General features: G+C 66.6%; 19 protein-coding genes. 3 read left to right on the forward strand and 16 right to left on the reverse strand.

All coding sequences use genetic code 11. The features are described 5' to 3' along the window. Window positions 1–15: 15 nt before the first annotated feature. The 12 genes from U5760_RS04385 to U5760_RS04440 all read right to left on the reverse strand — a co-directional run bounded on the left by U5760_RS04385 (window position 16) and on the right by U5760_RS04440 (window position 9,956). Window positions 16–1,077 (reverse strand): MucB/RseB C-terminal domain-containing protein, encoded by a 1,062-nt coding sequence (locus U5760_RS04385; RefSeq protein WP_322009843.1) that lies wholly within the window; start codon window positions 1,075–1,077, stop codon window positions 16–18. A 5-nt stretch (window positions 1,078–1,082) separates the two neighbouring features. Further along, on the reverse strand, window positions 1,083–1,733 hold the full coding sequence (locus U5760_RS04390) for a sigma-E factor negative regulatory protein (protein ID WP_322009844.1): 651 nt from the start codon (window positions 1,731–1,733) through the stop codon (window positions 1,083–1,085). 74 nt (window positions 1,734–1,807) lie between these two features. Continuing rightward, a complete protein-coding gene (rpoE, locus tag U5760_RS04395; protein ID WP_028226884.1) occupies window positions 1,808–2,407 on the reverse strand; it encodes an RNA polymerase sigma factor RpoE in 600 nt (199 codons plus the stop codon). Between the two features lie 157 nt (window positions 2,408–2,564). Further along, window positions 2,565–3,059, reverse strand: coding sequence for a protein YgfX (locus tag U5760_RS04400; protein ID WP_322009845.1), 495 nt, complete (start codon window positions 3,057–3,059; stop codon window positions 2,565–2,567). Beyond that, window positions 3,056–4,297, reverse strand: coding sequence for a beta-ketoacyl-ACP synthase II (fabF, locus tag U5760_RS04405; protein ID WP_322009846.1), 1,242 nt, complete (start codon window positions 4,295–4,297; stop codon window positions 3,056–3,058). The genes U5760_RS04400 and fabF overlap by 4 nt, the downstream gene beginning before the upstream one ends. Window positions 4,298–4,480: 183 nt before the next feature. Then, the gene (acpP, locus tag U5760_RS04410) at window positions 4,481–4,720 is read right to left on the reverse strand and encodes an acyl carrier protein (protein ID WP_004197638.1); all 240 of its coding nucleotides are present in this window, start codon (window positions 4,718–4,720) and stop codon (window positions 4,481–4,483) included. A 156-nt stretch (window positions 4,721–4,876) separates the two neighbouring features. After that, the gene (gene fabG, locus U5760_RS04415) at window positions 4,877–5,626 is read right to left on the reverse strand and encodes a 3-oxoacyl-ACP reductase FabG (protein WP_322009847.1); all 750 of its coding nucleotides are present in this window, start codon (window positions 5,624–5,626) and stop codon (window positions 4,877–4,879) included. A gap of 55 nt (window positions 5,627–5,681) precedes the next feature. Continuing rightward, window positions 5,682–6,620: an ACP S-malonyltransferase gene (gene fabD / locus U5760_RS04420; RefSeq protein ID WP_322009848.1), complete on the reverse strand. Its 939-nt coding sequence runs from the start codon at window positions 6,618–6,620 to the stop codon at window positions 5,682–5,684. Window positions 6,621–6,741: 121 nt separating this feature from the next. Continuing rightward, window positions 6,742–7,731 (reverse strand): beta-ketoacyl-ACP synthase III, encoded by a 990-nt coding sequence (locus tag U5760_RS04425; protein ID WP_322009850.1) that lies wholly within the window; start codon window positions 7,729–7,731, stop codon window positions 6,742–6,744. Further along, a complete protein-coding gene (plsX, locus tag U5760_RS04430) occupies window positions 7,731–8,843 on the reverse strand; it encodes a phosphate acyltransferase PlsX (protein WP_322009851.1) in 1,113 nt (370 codons plus the stop codon). Before plsX ends, U5760_RS04425 begins: the two co-directional genes overlap by 1 nt. 139 nt (window positions 8,844–8,982) lie before the next feature. Beyond that, window positions 8,983–9,162: a 50S ribosomal protein L32 gene (rpmF, locus tag U5760_RS04435; protein ID WP_018441573.1), complete on the reverse strand. Its 180-nt coding sequence runs from the start codon at window positions 9,160–9,162 to the stop codon at window positions 8,983–8,985. Between the two features lie 146 nt (window positions 9,163–9,308). Further along, on the reverse strand, window positions 9,309–9,956 hold the full coding sequence (locus U5760_RS04440) for a DUF177 domain-containing protein (RefSeq protein WP_322009853.1): 648 nt from the start codon (window positions 9,954–9,956) through the stop codon (window positions 9,309–9,311). 397 nt (window positions 9,957–10,353) lie between these two features. Between U5760_RS04440 and U5760_RS04445 the strand changes: the two genes are divergently transcribed. Together U5760_RS04445 and U5760_RS04450 are read left to right on the forward strand one after the other, a co-directional pair. After that, window positions 10,354–10,989 carry a Maf-like protein gene (locus U5760_RS04445; RefSeq protein ID WP_322009855.1) on the forward strand — a complete coding sequence of 212 codons (636 nt, stop codon included), beginning with the start codon at window positions 10,354–10,356 and terminating at the stop codon, window positions 10,987–10,989. Further along, on the forward strand, window positions 10,986–11,705 hold the full coding sequence (locus U5760_RS04450; protein ID WP_322009856.1) for an SAM-dependent methyltransferase: 720 nt from the start codon (window positions 10,986–10,988) through the stop codon (window positions 11,703–11,705). The genes U5760_RS04445 and U5760_RS04450 overlap by 4 nt, the downstream gene beginning before the upstream one ends. 78 nt (window positions 11,706–11,783) lie before the next feature. Here U5760_RS04450 and U5760_RS04455 read toward each other — a convergent pair whose 3' ends face one another. From U5760_RS04455 to U5760_RS04470, 4 genes are read right to left on the reverse strand one after another with little or no spacing between them, the layout of a single operon-like run. Further along, window positions 11,784–12,782 carry a S49 family peptidase gene (locus tag U5760_RS04455; protein WP_322009857.1) on the reverse strand — a complete coding sequence of 333 codons (999 nt, stop codon included), beginning with the start codon at window positions 12,780–12,782 and terminating at the stop codon, window positions 11,784–11,786. A gap of 15 nt (window positions 12,783–12,797) precedes the next feature. Then, on the reverse strand, window positions 12,798–13,190 hold the full coding sequence (locus U5760_RS04460; RefSeq protein WP_322009859.1) for a Rieske (2Fe-2S) protein: 393 nt from the start codon (window positions 13,188–13,190) through the stop codon (window positions 12,798–12,800). Beyond that, entirely contained in the window at window positions 13,187–13,846 is a 660-nt protein-coding gene (locus U5760_RS04465) for an HAD-IIIA family hydrolase (RefSeq protein ID WP_322009860.1), read from the reverse strand. Before U5760_RS04465 ends, U5760_RS04460 begins: the two co-directional genes overlap by 4 nt. 39 nt (window positions 13,847–13,885) lie before the next feature. Then, a complete protein-coding gene (locus U5760_RS04470; RefSeq protein WP_322009861.1) occupies window positions 13,886–14,941 on the reverse strand; it encodes an RluA family pseudouridine synthase in 1,056 nt (351 codons plus the stop codon). Between the two features lie 854 nt (window positions 14,942–15,795). Here U5760_RS04470 and U5760_RS04475 point away from each other — a divergent pair. Continuing rightward, window positions 15,796–19,041 (forward strand): Rne/Rng family ribonuclease, encoded by a 3,246-nt coding sequence (locus U5760_RS04475; protein ID WP_322009862.1) that lies wholly within the window; start codon window positions 15,796–15,798, stop codon window positions 19,039–19,041. Window positions 19,042–19,094: the final 53 nt, after the last annotated feature.

Raw genomic sequence — 19,094 nt, forward strand, 5'->3', positions numbered from 1 at the left:
GTCAGCCGAAGGATGTTACCTGGTAGCCTTGTATTCTATGGCAGACGCAAACTGCTGCAACGTGGCCTGGGGCACTTCGCCAAGCACCGTGATCCAGTAATCGCCGCGGCGCTTCACCAGTACGTTGGTCGCGCCGCTGCTGCCCGCGCCTTCCTTGCGACTGTTGTGCTCCACCGGCTCGACGAAAACCGAGATCGCGGCGAGACCGTCGGAGAACACGGCCTGATCGACGGGGATAGGCGGATCGTTCGCGTCGCGCGCGGCCATCGGGCGGCGCAGTTCGCGGATCTTGTGGAAGCCGGCCACTGCCGGGCCGAAGCTCCAGCCCTGCGCTTCCATATCCACCGGCTCGAGCGGCGGACGCACCACGGTCCAGCCGCCCAGATTGCGCATGCCGTTCACGATCGCGGCCTTGTCCAACGGCACGCCGATGCTGACCTGCGTGAACGCAAGCTGTTCGAGCACCTGGCCGTTCGTGGGATCGAGCGTCTGCGCGCGCAGCAGCAACCCCGTTCTGGCGTCGGCCCAGAGCTTGTAGGCGTAGCGGTAAGCGTCCTTGGGATCGAGCTCGACGACCTGGCTGTCGATGCCCGCCACCCGGTCGTTGCCGAGCACCTTCGGCGTATAGACGCTCAGCACCTGATCGCCGCCGGTGCTCAGGAGCGCCGGAAAAGCGTCCTTGTTCTGGCGCTTTTCGACGACGCACAGCTTGCGTTCGGGCACGAAGGTATAGAGATCGTCGTTGTGGCGCAGCAGCTTGCGCGGCTTGCCGTCGAGGCTTTCGATCTGCTCGTACTCGCCGTCGTTTTTCGTGGCGTAGTGCGCGATGCGCGAGGACTGCACGAACGCGCCGCGCTGATAGACGAAGGTGCCGGTGTAATTCTGCTGCTGGGCGGCCTGCTGGATGCGGTCGAGCCATGCGGCCGCACCCTGAGGCGTGGCGAGGTCGGCGGCCGGCGCGCCTTGCGCGTCGGCCCGGTTGGCCACAGACAGAGCGGTTAGCACTACGGCTACACAGCACAGCAATGCCGGTAGCCGCCCCCAGATTGTCGTTTTATTGAACCGCAATGTCTGCATCAGACTTACTGGCCTTGCGTAGTGAGAGCGGCGGCCCGGATCAGCGGCATGGAATCCGACATCACCGGTTGCTGCGCGAACTGCTGGTGCGCTTCCAGATACTCGTCGAGACGTGCGTCCCGAATGATGTTGCCGTCCTGCACGGCGGCCGTCTGCATCGGCGCGGCGTTCATCGCCACGCGCTGCACGCCGTCGCCCTGGGCCGACACAGCGGCGACCTGCGCCCCGCCGCTCGCGAGACCCGCGCCGCGCATTTGCGGCACGACGATCCAGGTGAGCGTGGCGGCCGCTGCGGCAACCGCCAGCGTGGGCACGACACGGTGACGCAGTGCGAGAATGCGCCCGACCCGGCTCGCGCCGTCACGGCCTTCGCGCGCGGCCGGCAGTGCCGCGGGTGCAAGCACGTGCGGCTCGGCCTCGAAGCGCGCGGCGAAACCGGCCATGAACGACTGGCTCGCGGCCGCGCTCAGCGCCAGATCGTCCGAGCGCAGCACGTCGCCGATCAGGTGATACTCCGACCAGACCTTGCGGCTGTCCTGATCGAGTTCGGAAAAAAACCCGTTCTGACGCTCGCCGGCGGTGAATTCCCCGTCAACGAAGGCGGACAGATGCTCGCTGCGCGAGCCAGACACCGATTGCATCGAAACCGACCCCATGATGCTCCCCATTCCTTACGAACCTTGATGACACTAACCCGGTGAATCGCATCCGTGCCCGGCGGGCTGCTGACTTACCAGCGCTTGCCTTCCGGTGTGTCCAGCAGCGGACGCAATTTTGCCGCAATGGCTTCACGAGCGCGGAAAATTCTTGATCTGACGGTGCCGATCGGGCAATCCATCATCTCAGCGATTTCCTCGTAGCTCAAACCTTCAATTTCCCTAAGCGTAATGGCGGTGCGCAACTCTTCCGGTAAAACCGCCATCGCAGCATTGACCGTCTCTGCGATCTGCTTGCTCATCAACATCGACTCAGGCGTGTTGATATCCCTTAGTTGATCGGCATCCGAGAAAGTTTCAGCCTCTTCTGCATCCGCTTCGGTGGAGGTGGGGGCGCGTCTTCCCTGGGTCGCAAGGTAGTTCTTCGCCGTATTGACCGCAATTCGGTACAACCACGTATAGAAAGCGGATTCGCCGCGAAACTGCGGCAGCGCCCGGTACGCCTTGATGAAGGCGTCCTGGGCTACGTCCTCGACCTCGGCGGGGTCCCGCACGAGGCGCGAGATCAGCCGGATGATCTTGCGGTGGTATTTGGAGACCAGCAGCTCGAACGCGGCCTTGTCGCCTTTTTGCACGCGCTCGACCAGCACCTGGTCGATTTCTTTTTCGCTCACCTGAAAAATCCGTTTAGCTCATATTGACGCGGGGCACCATTGTAGCGCCCCCTTTCGCCCCTCACGTTACCCGAGTAACCGCGGTTACAGTCGTTACAGCGTGCGGCCAGGCGCAAGTTGGGCACACCACGCGCGCCCGGGCGGCGCAACCGGCGCTTCAGCGGCCCGCCGCGCAGCGGGCGCGCACCGCCAGATCGCGGAAGGCATCGCGCCCCGCCGCATCCGCCGCCACGAGCACCGTGGCACGCCGCGTTCCGGCGTTGATCGCGAGCGCGAGCAGGCTGCCGCCCCACTGCGACGCACCAGTCAGGCGCCCCTCCACCATGCGGACACCCGCGCGCGAATACGCCGCGAACGAGTCTGGCCCGATTTCGATGATAGCGGGTTGTGTGCGACGCCACGCCACGGCTGCCAGGCCGCAGGCTGCAAGGAAGGCGACTACGAGGGGCAAGGTGCGCCCGTTGCCGAGCCAGGGGGCGAGCGCCGTCCAGACGGCCGCTGCGGCCATGCCGGCACCGAGAGCAACAGCGCAATGAAGCGCCAGCGAAGGGCGCAGGGGAATCCGCGGCGCACCGGGGCGCCGCGCATCGAAGGTGGGAGCGCGGCCGGCCGGACTGGCCGGCGCGGCCGCATGCGGGTCGATAGCGGTCAAGCGTGACGCTTGAAGACCAGCGTGCCGTTCGTGCCGCCGAACCCGAACGAGTTCTTCAGCGCGATGTCGATCTTCATGTCCCGCGCGGTGTTCGCGCAGTAGTCCAGGTCGCACTCGGGATCCTGGTTGAAGATGTTGATCGTCGGCGGCGAGATCTGGTTGTGCACGGCAAGCACCGTGAACACCGACTCCAGGCCACCCGCGCCGCCGAGCAGGTGCCCGGTCATCGACTTCGTCGAGTTCACGACGATGTCCTTCGCGTGGTCGCCGAAGGCGCGCTTGATCGCGATGGTTTCCGCAAGGTCGCCGAGCGGCGTGGACGTGCCGTGCGCGCTCAGCCAGTTGACTTCGTTCGCGTTCACGCCTGCGTTGCGCATTGCCGCCAGCATGCAGCGGCGCGCGCCGTCGCCGTCTTCCAGCGGAGCGGTCATGTGATATGCATCGCCGCTCATGCCGTAGCCGCCGACTTCCGCGTAGATCTTCGCGCCGCGCTTCTTCGCGTGCTCGTACTCTTCGAGGATCATCACGCCGGCACCCTCGCCCAGCACGAAGCCGTCGCGGTCCTTGTCCCACGGACGGCTCGCCGTCGCCGGGTCGTCGTTACGCTGCGAAAGCGCACGCGCGGCCGCGAAGCCGCCGATACCGAGCGGCGAAACCGTCGATTCCGCGCCGCCGGCGATCATCACGTCGGCGTCGCCGTACTCGATCAGGCGCGAGGCCTCGCCGATGCAGTGCAGGCCGGTCGTGCAGGCCGTGACCATCGAGAGGTTCGGGCCCTTGATGCCGTACCTGATCGACAGATGGCCGGAGATCATGTTGATGATCGAAGCCGGCACGAAGAACGGCGAAATGCGGCGCGGGCCGCGGTTGAGCAGTTCCGTTTGCGTGACTTCGATCATCGGCAGGCCGCCGATGCCCGAACCCACCACGACGCCCACGCGTTCGGCGTTTTCGTCGGTGATCTCGAAGCCGCTGTCCTGCATCGCCTGGACGCCCGCGGCGATGCCGTAATGGATGAACGTATCCATGTGGCGCGCTTCTTTCGCCGGCATGTAGTCTTCGACGTTGAAGCCCTTCACCTCGCCGGCGAAGCGGGTCGAGAAGTTCGTGGCATCGAACTTCGTGATGTTGGCGATACCGGACTTGCCGGCGACCAGATTGGCCCAGCCGTCGGCAACATTATTGCCAACAGGCGAAATCAGCCCCAGGCCTGTAACAACAACTCGACGGCGGCTCACGATAACCCCTTTTCCATAGATGACAAAAACAAAAGCCACAGTGGCCACAGGAAATGCTCCTGTGAGCCCCGTGGCTAATTGACCGGCAAAAGCCCTGCGAGTGCGGGCGCGTGCGGGTTCACTGGCGAGAGTCCTCTCGGGCCGCTTGCGCCGCCCGTACAGACCAATGGCGCCTGCGTGTCCTTAAGCCTTGACGTTCGCGCGAGCGTAGTCGATGGCTTGCTGGACCGTCGTGATCTTCTCGGCTTCCTCGTCGGGGATTTCCATGCCGAATTCGTCTTCGAGGGCCATCACCAGTTCGACGGTGTCGAGCGAGTCGGCGCCCAGGTCGTTCACGAACGAAGCCTCGTTCTTGATTTCGGCTTCGGCAACGCCCAGTTGTTCGGCGACGATCTTCTTGACGCGCTGTTCGATGTTATCCATTACCCCTCCAAGGGAAAAAAGTTAGCTCATGAATGCGAGTGCGCGCATTTTATCAGGTTTGACCTGGCAGAAAAGCGGCGCTCGAGGTTCCGGATGGCCTATATCCGCGACCGCACCTGTTGGGCGTATCAAGGCGCGGATAGTACCCGAATCCGGTTAAGACATATACATGCCACCGTTCACATGCAGCGTGGTGCCGGTGATGTACCCCGCGTGCGGCGAAGCGAGGAACGTCACCGCATGCGCGATATCGTCCGGGCTGCCGAGGCGGCCCAGCGGAATCTGCGCCTTGAGCGCGGCCTGCTGCTCGGCCGGCAGATCTTTGGTCATGTCAGTGTCGATGAAACCCGGCGCGACGCAGTTCACCGTGATGTTGCGGCTGCCGATCTCGCGCGCGAGCGCGCGGGTCATGCCCGCCACGCCGGCCTTCGCGGCCGCGTAGTTGGCCTGGCCCGGGTTGCCCGACGAGCCCACCACCGAAGTGATGTTGATGATGCGACCCGCACGCGCCTTCATCATCGGGCGCAGCACGGCGCGCGAGAGGCGGAACACCGACTTCAGGTTGGTGTCGATCACGGCGTCCCACTCGTCGTCCTTCATGCGCATCGCGAGGTTGTCCTGCGTGATGCCGGCATTGTTGACGAGGATCGCGAGACCGCCGAACTCCTTCACCGTCGCGTCGATGAGCGCTTCGGCCGCCGCGGCGTCGTTGACGTCGAGCACCGCGCCGCGGCCCCTGAGGCCCGCGGACTCGAACGCGGCGCTGATCGCCTGCGCGCCCGCTTCGCTCGTCGCCGTGCCGATCACCGTGGCGCCCTGGCGCGCCAGTTCGATGGCGATCGCCCGGCCGATGCCGCGCGAGGCGCCCGTCACGATGGCGGTCTGGTTGTCGAGAATCTTGTCCATCTTTCTATTGCATCCGTTGCGAGGGTGACTCTGGAACTGCCCGGCCGATGTTCGATCAGGCCTGGGCGACGAGCGCGAGCGCTTCGTCGAGCGACTTCGGATCGGTCACCGAGGCGCCCACGAGATTGCCGTCGATACGCTTCGTGAGACCGGCCAGCACCTTGCCCGGACCGCACTCGATGACATGCGTGACGCCTTGCGCGGCGATCGCCTGCACACACTCCACCCAGCGCACCGGGCCTGCGGCCTGGCGCACGAGGGCGTCGCGGATCGCTTCCGGATCGGTCGCGAAAGCCACGTCGACGTTGTTCACGACGGGAATCGACGGCGCGTTGAGCTTCACGCTCGCGAGGTAATCGCGCAGCTGGTCCGAAGCCGGCTTGAGCAGCGACGAGTGGAACGGCGCCGAAACAGGCAGCGGCAGCGCGCGCTTCGCGCCCTTCGCCTTGGCGACTTCGCAGGCTTTCTCGACGGCGGCCTTGTGGCCCGCGATCACGACCTGCGAGGGAGCGTTGAAGTTGACGGCCTCCACCACGCCGCCGGCCGCCGCTGCTTCGGCGCAAACCGCGCGCACGGTGTCGTCGTCGAGGCCGAGCACGGCGGCCATGCCGCCCTCGCCCACCGGCACCGCGCTTTGCATCGCCTGCGCGCGAAAACGCACGAGCGGCACGGCGTCGCGAAACGCCAGCACGCCGGCGGCGACGAGCGCCGTATATTCGCCGAGGCTGTGGCCCGCGACGATGGCTGGCGCCGGGCCGCCTGCCTGCTGCCACGCGCGATACACGGCGTAGGCGGCGCTTAGCATGACCGGCTGCGTGTTGGTGGTGAGGCTCAGTTCGTCGGCCGGGCCTTCGGCGATCAGCTTGCCGAGATCCTGATTCAGCGCGTCGGAGGCTTCCTGCAGGGTTTCGCGCACGACGGCGCTATCGGCGAAGGCGTCGAGCATGCCGACGGCCTGCGAGCCCTGGCCCGGAAAAACGAAAGCGAATTTCATAACGTCCCCAAATTCGATCAATTCAGATGGGTGCGCGGCAATCGCGCACACGCATCATGCGCGCCGCCTGCGCTCGCTGGCCGCAAGGCCCGGCAGCGCAGGCGTTCGCGCCCAGTCAATGTCAGTAGCGGATGACGGAGGCGCCCCACGTGAAGCCGCCGCCCACCCCTTCGATCAGCACGTTCTGGCCGCGCTTGATGCGCCCGTCGCGCACCGCGACGTCGAAGGCGAGCGGGATGGATGCTGCCGACGTGTTGCCGTGCTCGCCCACCGTGACCACCATCCGCTCGGCGGGGAGGCCGAGCTTGCGGCAGGTGCCCTGCATGATGCGGATATTGGCCTGGTGCGGAATCAGCCAGTCGATCTGCCCCGGCGAAAGCTGCGCCTTGTCGAGCGCTTCGTGCGCGACCTTCTCCAGCACGTTCACGGCGAGCTTGAACACCGCCTGGCCGTCCATGTGCAGGAACGCGTTGCCGGCGATCACGCCGCCGTTCACGTTGCCCGGCGTGCAGAGAATGTGGGCGTAGCTGCCGTCGGCATGGAGCGCGCTAGACAACACGCCCGGCTGATCGGAGGCCTGCAGCACGATCGCGCCCGCGCCGTCGCCGAACAGCACGCAGGTGGTGCGGTCGTTGAAGTCGAGAATGCGCGAGAAAGTCTCCGCGCCGACGACGAGCGCCGTGCGGTGCTGGCCGCTGCGGATCAGGCTGTCGGCCACCGAGACGGCATAGGCGAAACCCGAGCACACGGCCTGCACGTCGAAAGCGGCGCCCTGATTGCGGATGCCGAGCTTGTTCTGCAGCAGGCAGGCCGTGCTCGGAAACACGAAATCGGGGGTGGACGTCGCGACGATGATGAGGTCGATGGACTGCGGATCGACGTCGGCCGCGGCGATGGCGTGCTGCGAAGCCGCCAGCGCGAGATCGCTCGTCGTGACGTCGGGCGCGGCGAAGTGGCGCGCATGGATGCCCGTGCGGGCAACGATCCACTCGTCGCTCGTCTCGACGCCTTTCGCGGCGAGGCGCTCGGCCAGATCCTGATTGGTGACGCGCTCGGGCGGAAGATAGCTGCCCGTGCCGAGCACGCGGGAATAGAGAGTCGATTGAGCCATTATGCCTTCGAGGAAGATGCGGTACCGGGCGGCGTCTCGCCTGCGCCCGGAGCGCCGGCTGCGAGCGGACCGCCGGACTGGCTGCTGCCGGCCGACTGTTCGAGCGAACCGGCGTTCTCGTCCATGGCGCGCGCGAGGCGTTCCAGCACGCCATTTTTGACGGCATCATACCCGCGTTTGACGGCCCACTCAAACGCGTAGGCGTCCGCGGAGCCGTGGCTCTTGATGACGAGACTCTTCAGGCCGAGCAGCGCCGCACCGTTGTACTGGCGGTGATCGACGCGCTTCTTGAAGCGCAGGAGCACCGGCATCGCGGCCACCGCCATCAGCTTCGTGAGCCACGAGCGGCCGAACTCTTCCTTGATCATGTCGTTGAGCATCTGCGCGAGGCCCTCCGACGTCTTGAGCGCGACGTTCCCAACGAAACCGTCACAGACGATCACGTCGACGGTGCCCTTGTAAATATCGTTGCCTTCGACATTGCCGCGGAAATTCAGCGTGCTCGCGCGCAGCAGTTCGCCCGCGCGCTTGATGGTCTCGTTGCCCTTGATGACCTCTTCGCCGATATTCAGGAGCCCGATGCTCGGGCGCTCCTTGCCTTCGAGCGCGGCGACGAGCGCGTGGCCCATCTCGGCGAACTGGAGCAGATGCTGCGGCTCGCAATCGACGTTGGCGCCGAGGTCGAGCATCGTGGTGTAACCGGTGGGATTCGGCATCGCGAATGCGATGGCCGGGCGTTCGATGCCGGGCAGCGTCTTGAGCACGTAGCGCGACACGGCCATCAGCGCGCCGGTGTTGCCGGCCGACACGCAGGCCTGCGCCTCGCCTTCCTTCACGCGATTGAGCGCGACGCGCATCGACGAATCTTTTTTCTTGCGCAGGGCGACCTCCACCGGATCGTCCATTTCGACGACCTCGGTGGCGGGAACGAGGGAGAGCGCAGGATGATCCAGCGCCTTCAGTTTCTTCAACTGGGCGCGGATCGCCGACTCGACGCCGACGAGCAGAAGATGCGCGTCGGGATGCGAGCGGACGAATTTGACTGCGGCAGGCACCGTCACGGACGGTCCGTGGTCGCCTCCCATGCAATCTATCGTGAGCGTAACAGTCATGGAATGCGACGGATTTCAGGCACAAAAAAGCGGCAGTTGAATGCCGCCTTTTTTGCCGAGCCGAAGAATGGTCAAGCGAACGGAATCGCCATGCGCGAGCGGCCGGCCGTTGTCCTGCAGGCGCCGCGCAGTGGAACGATTAGTCGTTCTTGGTCTTGACGACTTTCTTGCCGCGGTAGTAGCCGTTCGGGCTGATGTGGTGGCGCAGGTGCACTTCACCCGTGCTCGGCTCGACAGCCAGCGGAGCGCCCGTGAGGAAATCGTGCGAGCGGTGCATGCCGCGCTTCGACGGCGACTTCTTGTTTTGTTGAACTGCCATGATAACTCCTGAAAATTTTCCGAATTCTAACACAGCCCGATCCGGCCGCCGCCACCCAGGGGGATGGCCGGACTCCGGGACTGGGCCCACGAATCACTGCACCGCGCAATGCACGGTGCAAACACTTCACGCCACTGGCAGCCGCGTCAATGCTTGCTGTCAGGACCGTCCTTCTTGAGCGATTCGAGCGCCGCGAACGGGTTCACACGCTCTTCCGTCTCGATTTCCTGCTCCGGCACGTCGTCCACGGAATCCACGCCGTCCGCGCCGTCGGCACCCGAGGCGAGGCTTTCGTGGATTGCCGGACAAACTTCGTGCTTCGGCACCAGCGGCAGCGAGAGCAACAACTCCTCTTCGATCAAGTCGACGAGATCGAAATGGCGCGAGCCCACGATCACATCGGCTTCATCGTCGTCGAGCGGAAACTCCTCCGCCTCTTCTTCCGTCTGGACGATACGGAAGACCGGATCTGCATTGAACGCCTGCTCGTAGGGAGCGAGGCAGCGCTGGCACGTGAGCCAGGCACTGCCGTGAACCGCGAGCCGCAGATACGGCTGCGGCCCCTCGGTGCCGTCGTCCTGCAATTCCTGCTGCGTGAAGCCCGCCGCCTGCCACGTGAACACGGTATCGCGGTCTGGCGCGTCGGCCGGGACTTCGTTTAACATGCGCGGCAGTTGCGAAAGTCGCACGGCTCCTGCGGCCTCGCGAGCACTGCGCGCGAATTCGAAGAGATCGAGATCGCGCGGGTTCAGCGAAACGACGGCGCCCGCGGGCTTGCCAGTAGATTCGGTCATGTGCGCTCCTGCCACGAGGCGTTCAGTCGGTTGCGGATTGCGGGCTGCGCGCCTTGCACACGGGTTCAACGTGGCCCAGCATGACACAGCGCGCCTTTGCCGGATCGTCGCATAAACGGACACGCCCTGGCGCCGCCCGTGCGAATTTTCCCGCGAATTTGCCCGGAGTCCGCGCGCCTCGTCCACTGCTGCTTTCGCTCGATGAACCGACGTCGACCAGTGCCGATGCAAGCCTGATACAAACCATCAAGCGCACGCGCGAAACGAGCGCACCGATGAAAAGCCCAAAATCATAACGCCTTTATCTTTTCGAGTCAAACACTTAACGGTATGCACGCAAGTGCCTGTACCACTTCGGTTTTCTCTTATCCGCCCCTCTTTTTTCACTCGATCGACCATGCAGGATTCCTCTTCCCCGCGCCCCGGCATTGAACGGCCCGCGCTGATTCTCGGTTCCAGTTCGCGCTACCGCCGCGAGTTGCTGGAGCGGCTGCGCATTCCGTTCACCACCGCCGTGCCGGCCATCGACGAAACCCCGCACGCCGGCGAAGCGCCCGAAGCCACGGCGCTGCGCCTGGCGCAGGCCAAAGCCCGTGCCGTGGCAGACGCCCTGCCCGCCACGGCCGGCCGCACGCTCGTAATCGGTTCGGATCAGGTCGCCACGTTCGACGGCCTCCAGATCGGCAAGCCCGGCACGCACGAGCGCGCGCTCGTGCAACTGCAGGCGATGCGCGGCCGCGAGGTGCTGTTCCATAGTGCACTCAGCCTGCTCGACACCGCTACTGGCCAAACGGATACCGTCGATGTCGTGACGAAGGTGCGCTTTCGCACCCTCTCCGATGCCGCGCTCGACGCCTACCTGCGCGCCGAGCAACCCTACGACTGCGCGGGCAGCGCGAAGGCCGAGGGCCTCGGTATCGCCTTGCTGGAAGCGATCGAATCCGACGACCCCACGGCGCTGATCGGCCTGCCGCTGATCGCGCTCACGCACATGCTGCTCGCCGCGGGCTACCCGCTGCTGGAGGCGCAATGACCGGCACGCTCTATCTGATTCCGAACACGCTCGGCGACGGCGACGAAGCCGCGCTCGCAGCCGTCCTGCCGGCGCCGGTGCGCGAGCGCGCGGGCACGCTCGCAAGCTATATCGGCGAGAACGCCAAGACGACGCGCGCGTTTCTCAAGCGTGTCGGCACGACGCGCCCGATCCAGGAGATCGAGATCCGCGAGCTGAACGTGAATACGCCGGCGGGCGAGATCGACAAACTGCTCGCGCCGCTTCTTGCCGGCATCGATACCGGTCTCGTGTCGGAGGCGGGCGTGCCCGCCGTGGCCGACCCGGGCGCCCTGCTGGTGCGGCGCGCGCACGAACGCGGCATCAAGGTCGTGCCGCTCGTCGGGCCCAGTTCGATCCTGCTCGCGCTGATGGCCTCGGGCCTGAACGGCCAGAGTTTCGCGTTCCACGGCTACTTGCCGGTCGATGCCAACGAACGCGCGAAAAAGCTGCGCGAACTGGAACAACATTCGCGCAAGGCAAAGCAGACGCAGATCTTCATCGAAACGCCCTACCGCAACCGCACGCTGCTGGACGCGCTGCTCGCCGGCTGCGCGCCCTCGACGCTCGTGTGCGTCGCCGCCGACCTCACGCTGCCCACGGAGACCATCGTGAGCCGCACGGTGGCCGACTGGAAGAAAAAGACCGCGCCCGAATTGCACAAGCGGCCGGCGATTTTCCTGCTGCTCGCGGTCTGACCAACGCTCGCCGCAGAAAGGCAAAACGGCCGCTCGCGCATGACACGCGAGCGGCCGTTTCGTCATCGGAAAGCGCGATTAGCGAACCACCATCTGCCCGCCCGCGATCAGCGCGTGCATCGCCGCCGACCCTACCGCCGCGCCAAAGCGCTTGGCGACGCGGTCGGTCAGGCTTTGCTTGACCGTGTAATCGACGATATCGGGTGCCTTGATGACCTCGCGGGCCACGTAGTCGGTATCGCCGTAACCGTCGGCGAGGCCCAGTTCCACGCTCTTCTCGCCGGTCCAGAACAGGCCCGAGAAGATGTCCGGCGACTCATGCAGGCGCTTGCCGCGGCCGGCCTTCACGGCGTCGATGAACTGCTGGTGGATCTGGTCGAGCATGTCCTGGGCATGGGCGTCCATCTGGGGCGTATCCGGCGAGAACGGGTCGAAGAAGCCCTTGTTCGCGCCGGCGGTGCGCAGGCGCCGCTGCACGCCGAGCTTGTCCATCAGGCCGGTGAAGCCGAAGCCGTCCATCAGCACGCCGATCGAGCCGACGATGCTCGCCTTGTTGACATAGATCTTGTCGGCGGCCGCCGCGACGTAATAGCCGCCCGAGGCGCACATATCGCCCACCACGACGTAGAGCGGGATCGCCGGATACTTCTTGCGCAGGCGCTGGATCTCGTCGTTGATGATGCTCGCCTGCACCGGACTGCCGCCGGGGCTGTCGATGTGCAGGATGACGCCGGCCGTGCCGTCGTCGTCGAAGGCGCTGTCGAGCGCACTGTTGATGTCTTCGGCGTTCGCGCTCGTATCCGAGGCGATTTCGCCGTCGAGCGACACCAGCGCCGTGTGCCGGCCCTCGCTCTCCACGCGCGCACCGGAAAAGTCGAGGACGCTCCAGGCGATCACCACCAGCACGGCGAGAAAGGCGAAGCGGAAAAAGATTCGCCAGCGCCGCGCCGCGCGCTGCTCGTGGATCGCGGCCAGCGCGATGCGCTCCAGCGCCTCGCGCTCCCAGCCGGGCGCATTGCGGTCCGCCGGAGACGGACGTGCCGGTTCGTTCGATTCAGGGGTCAGATTATCGGACATGCGTGCGGTGGAAGGTCAGGGTTGGGTCGGATGCAGGGCGTCGTCGGGAAGCCAGAATACCGCACGCCCATGAGGCGTGTCCCGTTCCTCGACGCGCACCGCCCGCAGGCGAGCGCCGCGGCACGGTCCGCCGACACATTTGCCGGTGTCGGGCTGATAGATCGCCCCGTGCGTCGCGCACATCAAGTATAGGCCCGAGGACTCGAAGAACTGACCCTCGACCCAGTCGAGCTCCATCGGCACGTGGGCGCAGCGGTTCAGGTAGCCATAGACCTCGCCGCCATAGCGCACGAAGAACACCACGGCGTCGCCGCCGGCGTAGGTGGCGTTCAGCCGCCGTCCCGCGCCGCCGTCGACCAGTTCTTCGGCCGCGCAGACGCGCACCGGATCGAGCACCGTCTGCGTCATGCGTGCTCCCGCAGCCAGGCGGCGAGCGAGGCCACGTCGGGCGCGATATAGCGCGGCGAAAGCGCCTCGAGCGAACCCGACGCGTGCGCGCCATAGGCCACCCCCACGCCCGCCACGCCTGCGTTGATCGCCATCTGCAGGTCGTGCGTGGTGTCGCCGATCATGAGCGTGCGCGCCGGATCCTGCCCCAGTTCGCGCGTGAGCTCGTGGAGCATGGCCGGATGCGGCTTCGAGAAGGTTTCGTCGGCGCAGCGGGTGCCGTCGAAAAGGCTCGTGAGGCGCGCCTCGTCGAGCGCGCGATTCAGGCCGACGCGGCTCTTGCCCGTCGCCACGGCCAGCAGATACCCCACCTCGCGCAACTCGGCCAGCATCTCGCGCACGCCCGCGAAGAGCTCCGTCTTCTGCTCGTTGAGCAGGTAGTGCACGCGGTAGCGCTCGACGAGTCGCGGGTAGTCGGCGGGGTCGAGCGTGGGCGCGGCGATCGACAGCGCCTCGCGCAAGCCGAGGCCGATCACGTAGCTCGCCGCTTCGTCGCCGGGCACGGGCAAGCCCAGGTCGCGGCACGACGCCTGGATGCTGCGGGTGATGTGGGCGGTCGAGTCCATCAGCGTACCGTCCCAGTCGAACACAATCAGGTCAAATTGCTCTCGGGCCATGCGGTCCTTCTCCAAACAGTGTCGGTCCAGTCGGGGCTTCTAGTCGGATTCTGCGGCGGATCTGCCCGCACCATCGCCCTGTGGTTCGTTGCGCTCGCCCCCCTCGCGCTGCGCGCGCAGGGACTCCACGAAGCGCCGGCATTCGGCGGGCAGCGGCGCCTCGAACTGCAACGTCTCGCCCGTGATCGGATGCGCGAGCTTGAGCCGGTACGCATGCAGGAACATGCGCTTGATGCCGGGGTCCGCCCCTTGCCGTGCGAGCGCCTTGTTCAGCGCGAAGTCGCCGTACTTGGCGTCGCCGACGATCGGCAGACCGAGGTGCGCCAGATGCACGCGAATCTGGTGCGTGCGCCCGGTCTTCAGTTCGGCCTCGAGCCAGGCGTACTCCGGCCAACGCTCGACGAGGTTGAAGACCGTATGCGACGGCAGGCCGTCCGGCTGCACGCGCACGCGGCGCTCCCCTTCCGGGGTCAGGAACTTGTGCAGCGGCTCCTTCACGGCCCGGCGGCGCCCCCAGTCGGCCGCCCAGTCGCCATGAACGCACGCGTAGTAGCGCTTGTCCATGCGATTTTCGCGGATCTGCTCGTGCAGGCCCACCAGCGCGGCGCGCTTCTTGGCCAGCATGAGGATGCCGGAGGTCTCGCGGTCGAGCCGGTGCACCAGTTCGAGGAATTTGCCGTGCGGCCGCGCTTCGCGCAACTGCTCGATCACGCCGAACGCCACGCCGCTGCCGCCGTGGACGGCCACGCCGGCCGGCTTGTCGATCACGAGAAGCGCTTCGTCCTCGTAGAGCACCGGGAATTGCCCGGGCGGCACGTGGGCAGCCTGCTCGGGAGCGTTCGACTGCGCGGTGCGGATGGGCGGCACGCGCACCACGTCGCCCTCCGCGAGCCGGTATTGGGCATCGATCCGGCCCTTGTTCACGCGCACTTCGCCGCTGCGCAGGATCCGGTAGATATGGCTTTTGGGCACGCCTTTGCAGACGCGCAAAAGGAAATTGTCGATGCGCTGACCGGCCGAACTCTCGTCGATTTCGACGAAAGAAACCTGGTCGCTTGCGACCTGATTCTGGGATATTTTGCCTAACCCTTTCATTCTGAATATAATTTGCCCAGCGCTCGCGCGACGGTGGACCGAACGGCCAAAAGCTCCGGGAAGTCCGAAGACCGCGCTGCGTGCGCAGGCTGCAAGCGATAAACCGTTATTTTACTTGCGCCCGGGGCGTGTTGCTTGCCCTGAAAGTAGAGAAGCAACGAGTTGCACGCACGGAAATCCGCATCGGCAGGGACGGCGCCCACAGGCACGTTCGGTCGGAAACGGACTCCGACGGTAACGGAAGGTTGGTATAAAGAATTCATCCGGCGAGTCCCGCCGCGCGGTCGAGGCGACCGGCGAGAGGACGCGCTGGTGGCGAAATACGGCGAGCGCCCGAAGCGTCCTGTGCAACGTGCAGGACATGGCGACGTCAAAAGTGGCGAGACACCCCGAGGGGGAAGACGGGCGTAACCTGAAAGCTTCCCGTGCGCGGCTGGTTGGATACCTGCGGCCGCGAACCTGATCCGGCCAGCAGCGCGCGCGGTTCGCCGCTGCGGTCGATGCCTGCTGTGGTAGTGCGTTTTCGGCACAGCGATGCCTCGCATCGCGCACCCAGCCCCCGGCAAACGGATTGGAAGCGCAGGAAAAACGCGCCGTCGCGCTCCCGCGGCGAGTCGTGCCGCTTGTTGAAGCCGTATTCGCATGAGCCCCGCCGCCCGCCCGGGCGTCGCAGTTTTTTACTGCGCACGACCCGGCTGGGCGCAATCCAGGCAATTCTCCCCGCCATCGTTCCTGCTCCCGCGTGCTTGTGACAACACGATAAGGTGCGGCATGCCGCTGCCCGCCCCGTGCCGCCCGGCCCTGTTGCCCGGCGCCGCGACGGGCCGCGCGCGAAGCCGCTCTGGAGCCGTTCAATGAAACGAATGCTGTTCAACGCGACGCAGCAGGAAGAACTGCGCGTCGCCATCGTCGATGGACAGAAGCTGATCGACATCGACATCGAAACCGCCGGGCGCGAACAGCGCAAAGGCAATATCTACAAGGGGATCGTGACCCGCATCGAGCCGTCGCTCGAAGCCTGTTTCGTCAACTACGGCGAAGACCGCCACGGCTTCCTGCCGTTCAAGGAAGTCGCCCGCCAGTATTTCCGCGAAGGCGTGGACATGCGCAGCGCGCGCATCCAGGACGCCCTCAGGGAAGGCCAGGAACTCATCGTCCAGGTCGAGAAGGAAGAGCGCGGCAACAAGGGCGCGGCGCTCACCACCTTCATCTCGCTCGCCGGCCGCTACCTCGTCCTCATGCCGAACAACCCGCGCGGCGGCGGCGTGTCGCGCCGCATCGAGGGGGACGATCGTCAGGAACTGCGCGAAACCATGGCGCAGCTGCAACTGCCGGACGGCATGAGCATCATCGCGCGCACGGCCGGCATCGGCCGCTCCGCCGAAGAGCTCCAGTGGGACCTGAACTACCTGCTGCAACTGTGGCGCGCCATCGAGGCCGCTTCGCAGGCCGGCCAGTCGGGCCAGCCCATGCTGATCTATCTGGAATCGAGCCTCGTGATCCGCGCGATCCGTGACTACTTCCAGCCCGACATCGGCGAAATCCTCATCGACACCACCGAGATCCATGACCAGGCGCGCGCCTTCATGGATATCGTGATGCCGGACAATGTCAACAAGGTGAAGCGGTACCACGACGACGTGCCGCTCTTCTCGCGCTTCCAGATCGAGCACCAGATCGAGACGGCGTACTCGCGCACGGTGCCGCTGCCCTCGGGCGGCGCGATCGTGATCGACCACACCGAGGCGCTCGTCGCCATCGACGTGAACTCGGCGCGCGCGACCAAGGGCGCCGACATCGAGGAAACCGCCGCGCGCACCAACCTCGAAGCCGCCGACGAAGTGGCGCGCCAGCTGCGTCTGCGCGACCTGGGCGGCCTGATCGTGATCGACTTCATCGACATGGAGTCGGCCAAGAGCCAGCGCGAAGTCGAGCAGCGCCTCAAAGACGCGCTGCGCCACGACCGCGCCCGCGTGCAGATGGGCAAGATCTCGCGCTTCGGCCTGATGGAGCTCTCGCGCCAGCGCCTGCGCCCGGCTCTTTCGGAAGGCAGCCACGTCACCTGCCCGCGCTGTAACGGCACGGGTCACATCCGCGATACCGAATCGTCGGCGCTTCAGGTCCTGCGCATCATCCAGGAAGAAGCGATGAAGGAAAACACCGCGGCGATCCACTGCCAGGTGCCGGTCGAAGTGACCGCCTTCCTGCTCAACGAAAAACGTTCGGAAATCAACAAGATCGAGTCGCGCTTCAAGGTCGGCGTCGTCCTGATCCCGAACAAGCACCTCGAAACGCCGCACTACAAGCTCGAGCGCCTGCGTCACGACGACGCGCGCCTCGACGATCCGCGCGCCTCCTGGAAGATGGCCGAGGAAGCGGCTCGCGAGCTCGAATCGGAAACCGGCTACAGCAAGCGCACGGCCGAAGCCAAGCCCAAGCAGGAAGCCGCCGTGAAGGGCATCACGCCCGAGCGTCCGGCCCCGAGCGCGGCGGCCAAACCCGTCGAAGTCACGCCGGTGCCGGTTGCAGCGGCGCCGGCAGCCGGCGGCGGTTTCTTCGGCTGGATCAAGCGTCTCTTCGGCGGCGCGCCGGCCCCGGTTGCCGCACCCGCACCGGTCGCGCAGGACAAGGCAGGCCGTCCGGCCCGCGAAGCGCGCGGTGAGCGCGCAGAGCGCGGCGAAAAGGCCGCGACCGGCAGCGGCGGCGATCGCAACCGCAACCGCCGCGCAGGCGGCCGCGATGCAGCGGGCCGTGGCGAAGCCGCGGGAGCCGCACGCGCCGGCCAGCCGTCGGCACGCCGTGAGGAACGCGAGCCGCGCGAGGCTCGTGAAGGACGCGAGGGCCGCGAAGGCCGTGCGCCGCGCGAAGCCCGCGAGGGACGCGATGGGCGCGAAGGCCGTGAGGGACGCGAAGGCCGTGAAGCTCGCGAGAGCCGTGCCGAACGCGAACCACGCGAGCAGCGCATCGAACGCGTGGAGCGGGGTGAGCAGCGCAGCGAGCAGGCGGAAGCCGGCGCGCCGCGCGGCGAGCGCCAGGAGCGTGGTGAACGCGGCGAGCGCCGCGAACGAGGCGAGCGCGGTGAGCGCCGTCGTCCGCAACAGGCAGAAGCCGCCGAGGCACAGGAAGCGCGCCTCGACGCCGCCAGCGTCGAAAACGTGGGCGCGGTAACGGCGGAAGGCGTCACAGCCGGTGTGGGCGACGAAGACGCTGGCACCGCGCGTGAGGGCGAGGAACGCCGCCGCCGCCGGCGCGGCCGCCGTGGCGGTCGTCGCGAGCGCGAAGCCGAAGGCGTGGCTGGCGCGAGCGCCGAAGACACGCTGGAAGGCGGTGCGGACGTCGAGGAAATCGCACCGGTTGCAGCGGAGAGCGCGGCTCCCGTCGTCACCCCCGTCGCCCCCGTCGTTCTGCAAGCGGAGGAAGTCCGCGCCGAAGCGCAATCGACACAAGCTGTCGTGCACGCCGTGGCCACCGAGACCGTGGTCGTGACCGCGCTGCCGGAAACCGAACAGGTGATCGCCACCCACGTCGAGTCGCACATCGAGACGATCGCACCGGTTGAAGCGGCTGCGCCCGTGGTCGAAGCTGTCGAGCCGGCACCGGTTGCGGCGATCGTCGAGCCGGTCGCGGCTGCTCCGGCAGCGCCGGTTGCAGCGGAACCGGCCCCGGTTGTCGAGACTGCCCCTGCGGCAGAGCCTGCAGCGGTGGCCCCGGTCCAGGCCGAAGCACCCGCAGCCCGCGAAGACCGCGTGGAAGCCCCGGCAGCCGTGGAAGCCGTTGCGCCGGTGCAAGCCGTTGCGCCGGTACAAGCCGCCGAGCCGGTGGTGCAAGCCGCCGCCGCACCGGCCGCGGTCGAACCCGCGACGCCGGCTCCGGTGCAGGCAGCTGCCCGCCCGGCCGCGCTCACGCCCGACACGCTGACACCGATGCTGGCTGCCGCCGGCCTCGTCTGGGTCAACACCGACGGCGACAAGCTGCGTGCCGCCCAGGCCGCCGCCGCGCTGATCGTGAAGCCGGCCCGCGTGCCGCGCGAGCGCAAGGCGCTGCCGCCGGTCGATCCGACGCCGATGCAGCAGGTCGAAACCCAACGCCCGGCGCAGTAAGGCCAGGCCAGACTGGAGGGGCGCGGGCTTGAGGCCCGCGCCCTGCCCGGTCC

Source organism: Paraburkholderia sp. J12 (genome assembly GCF_905220215.1).
Classification (GTDB): domain Bacteria; phylum Pseudomonadota; class Gammaproteobacteria; order Burkholderiales; family Burkholderiaceae; genus Paraburkholderia.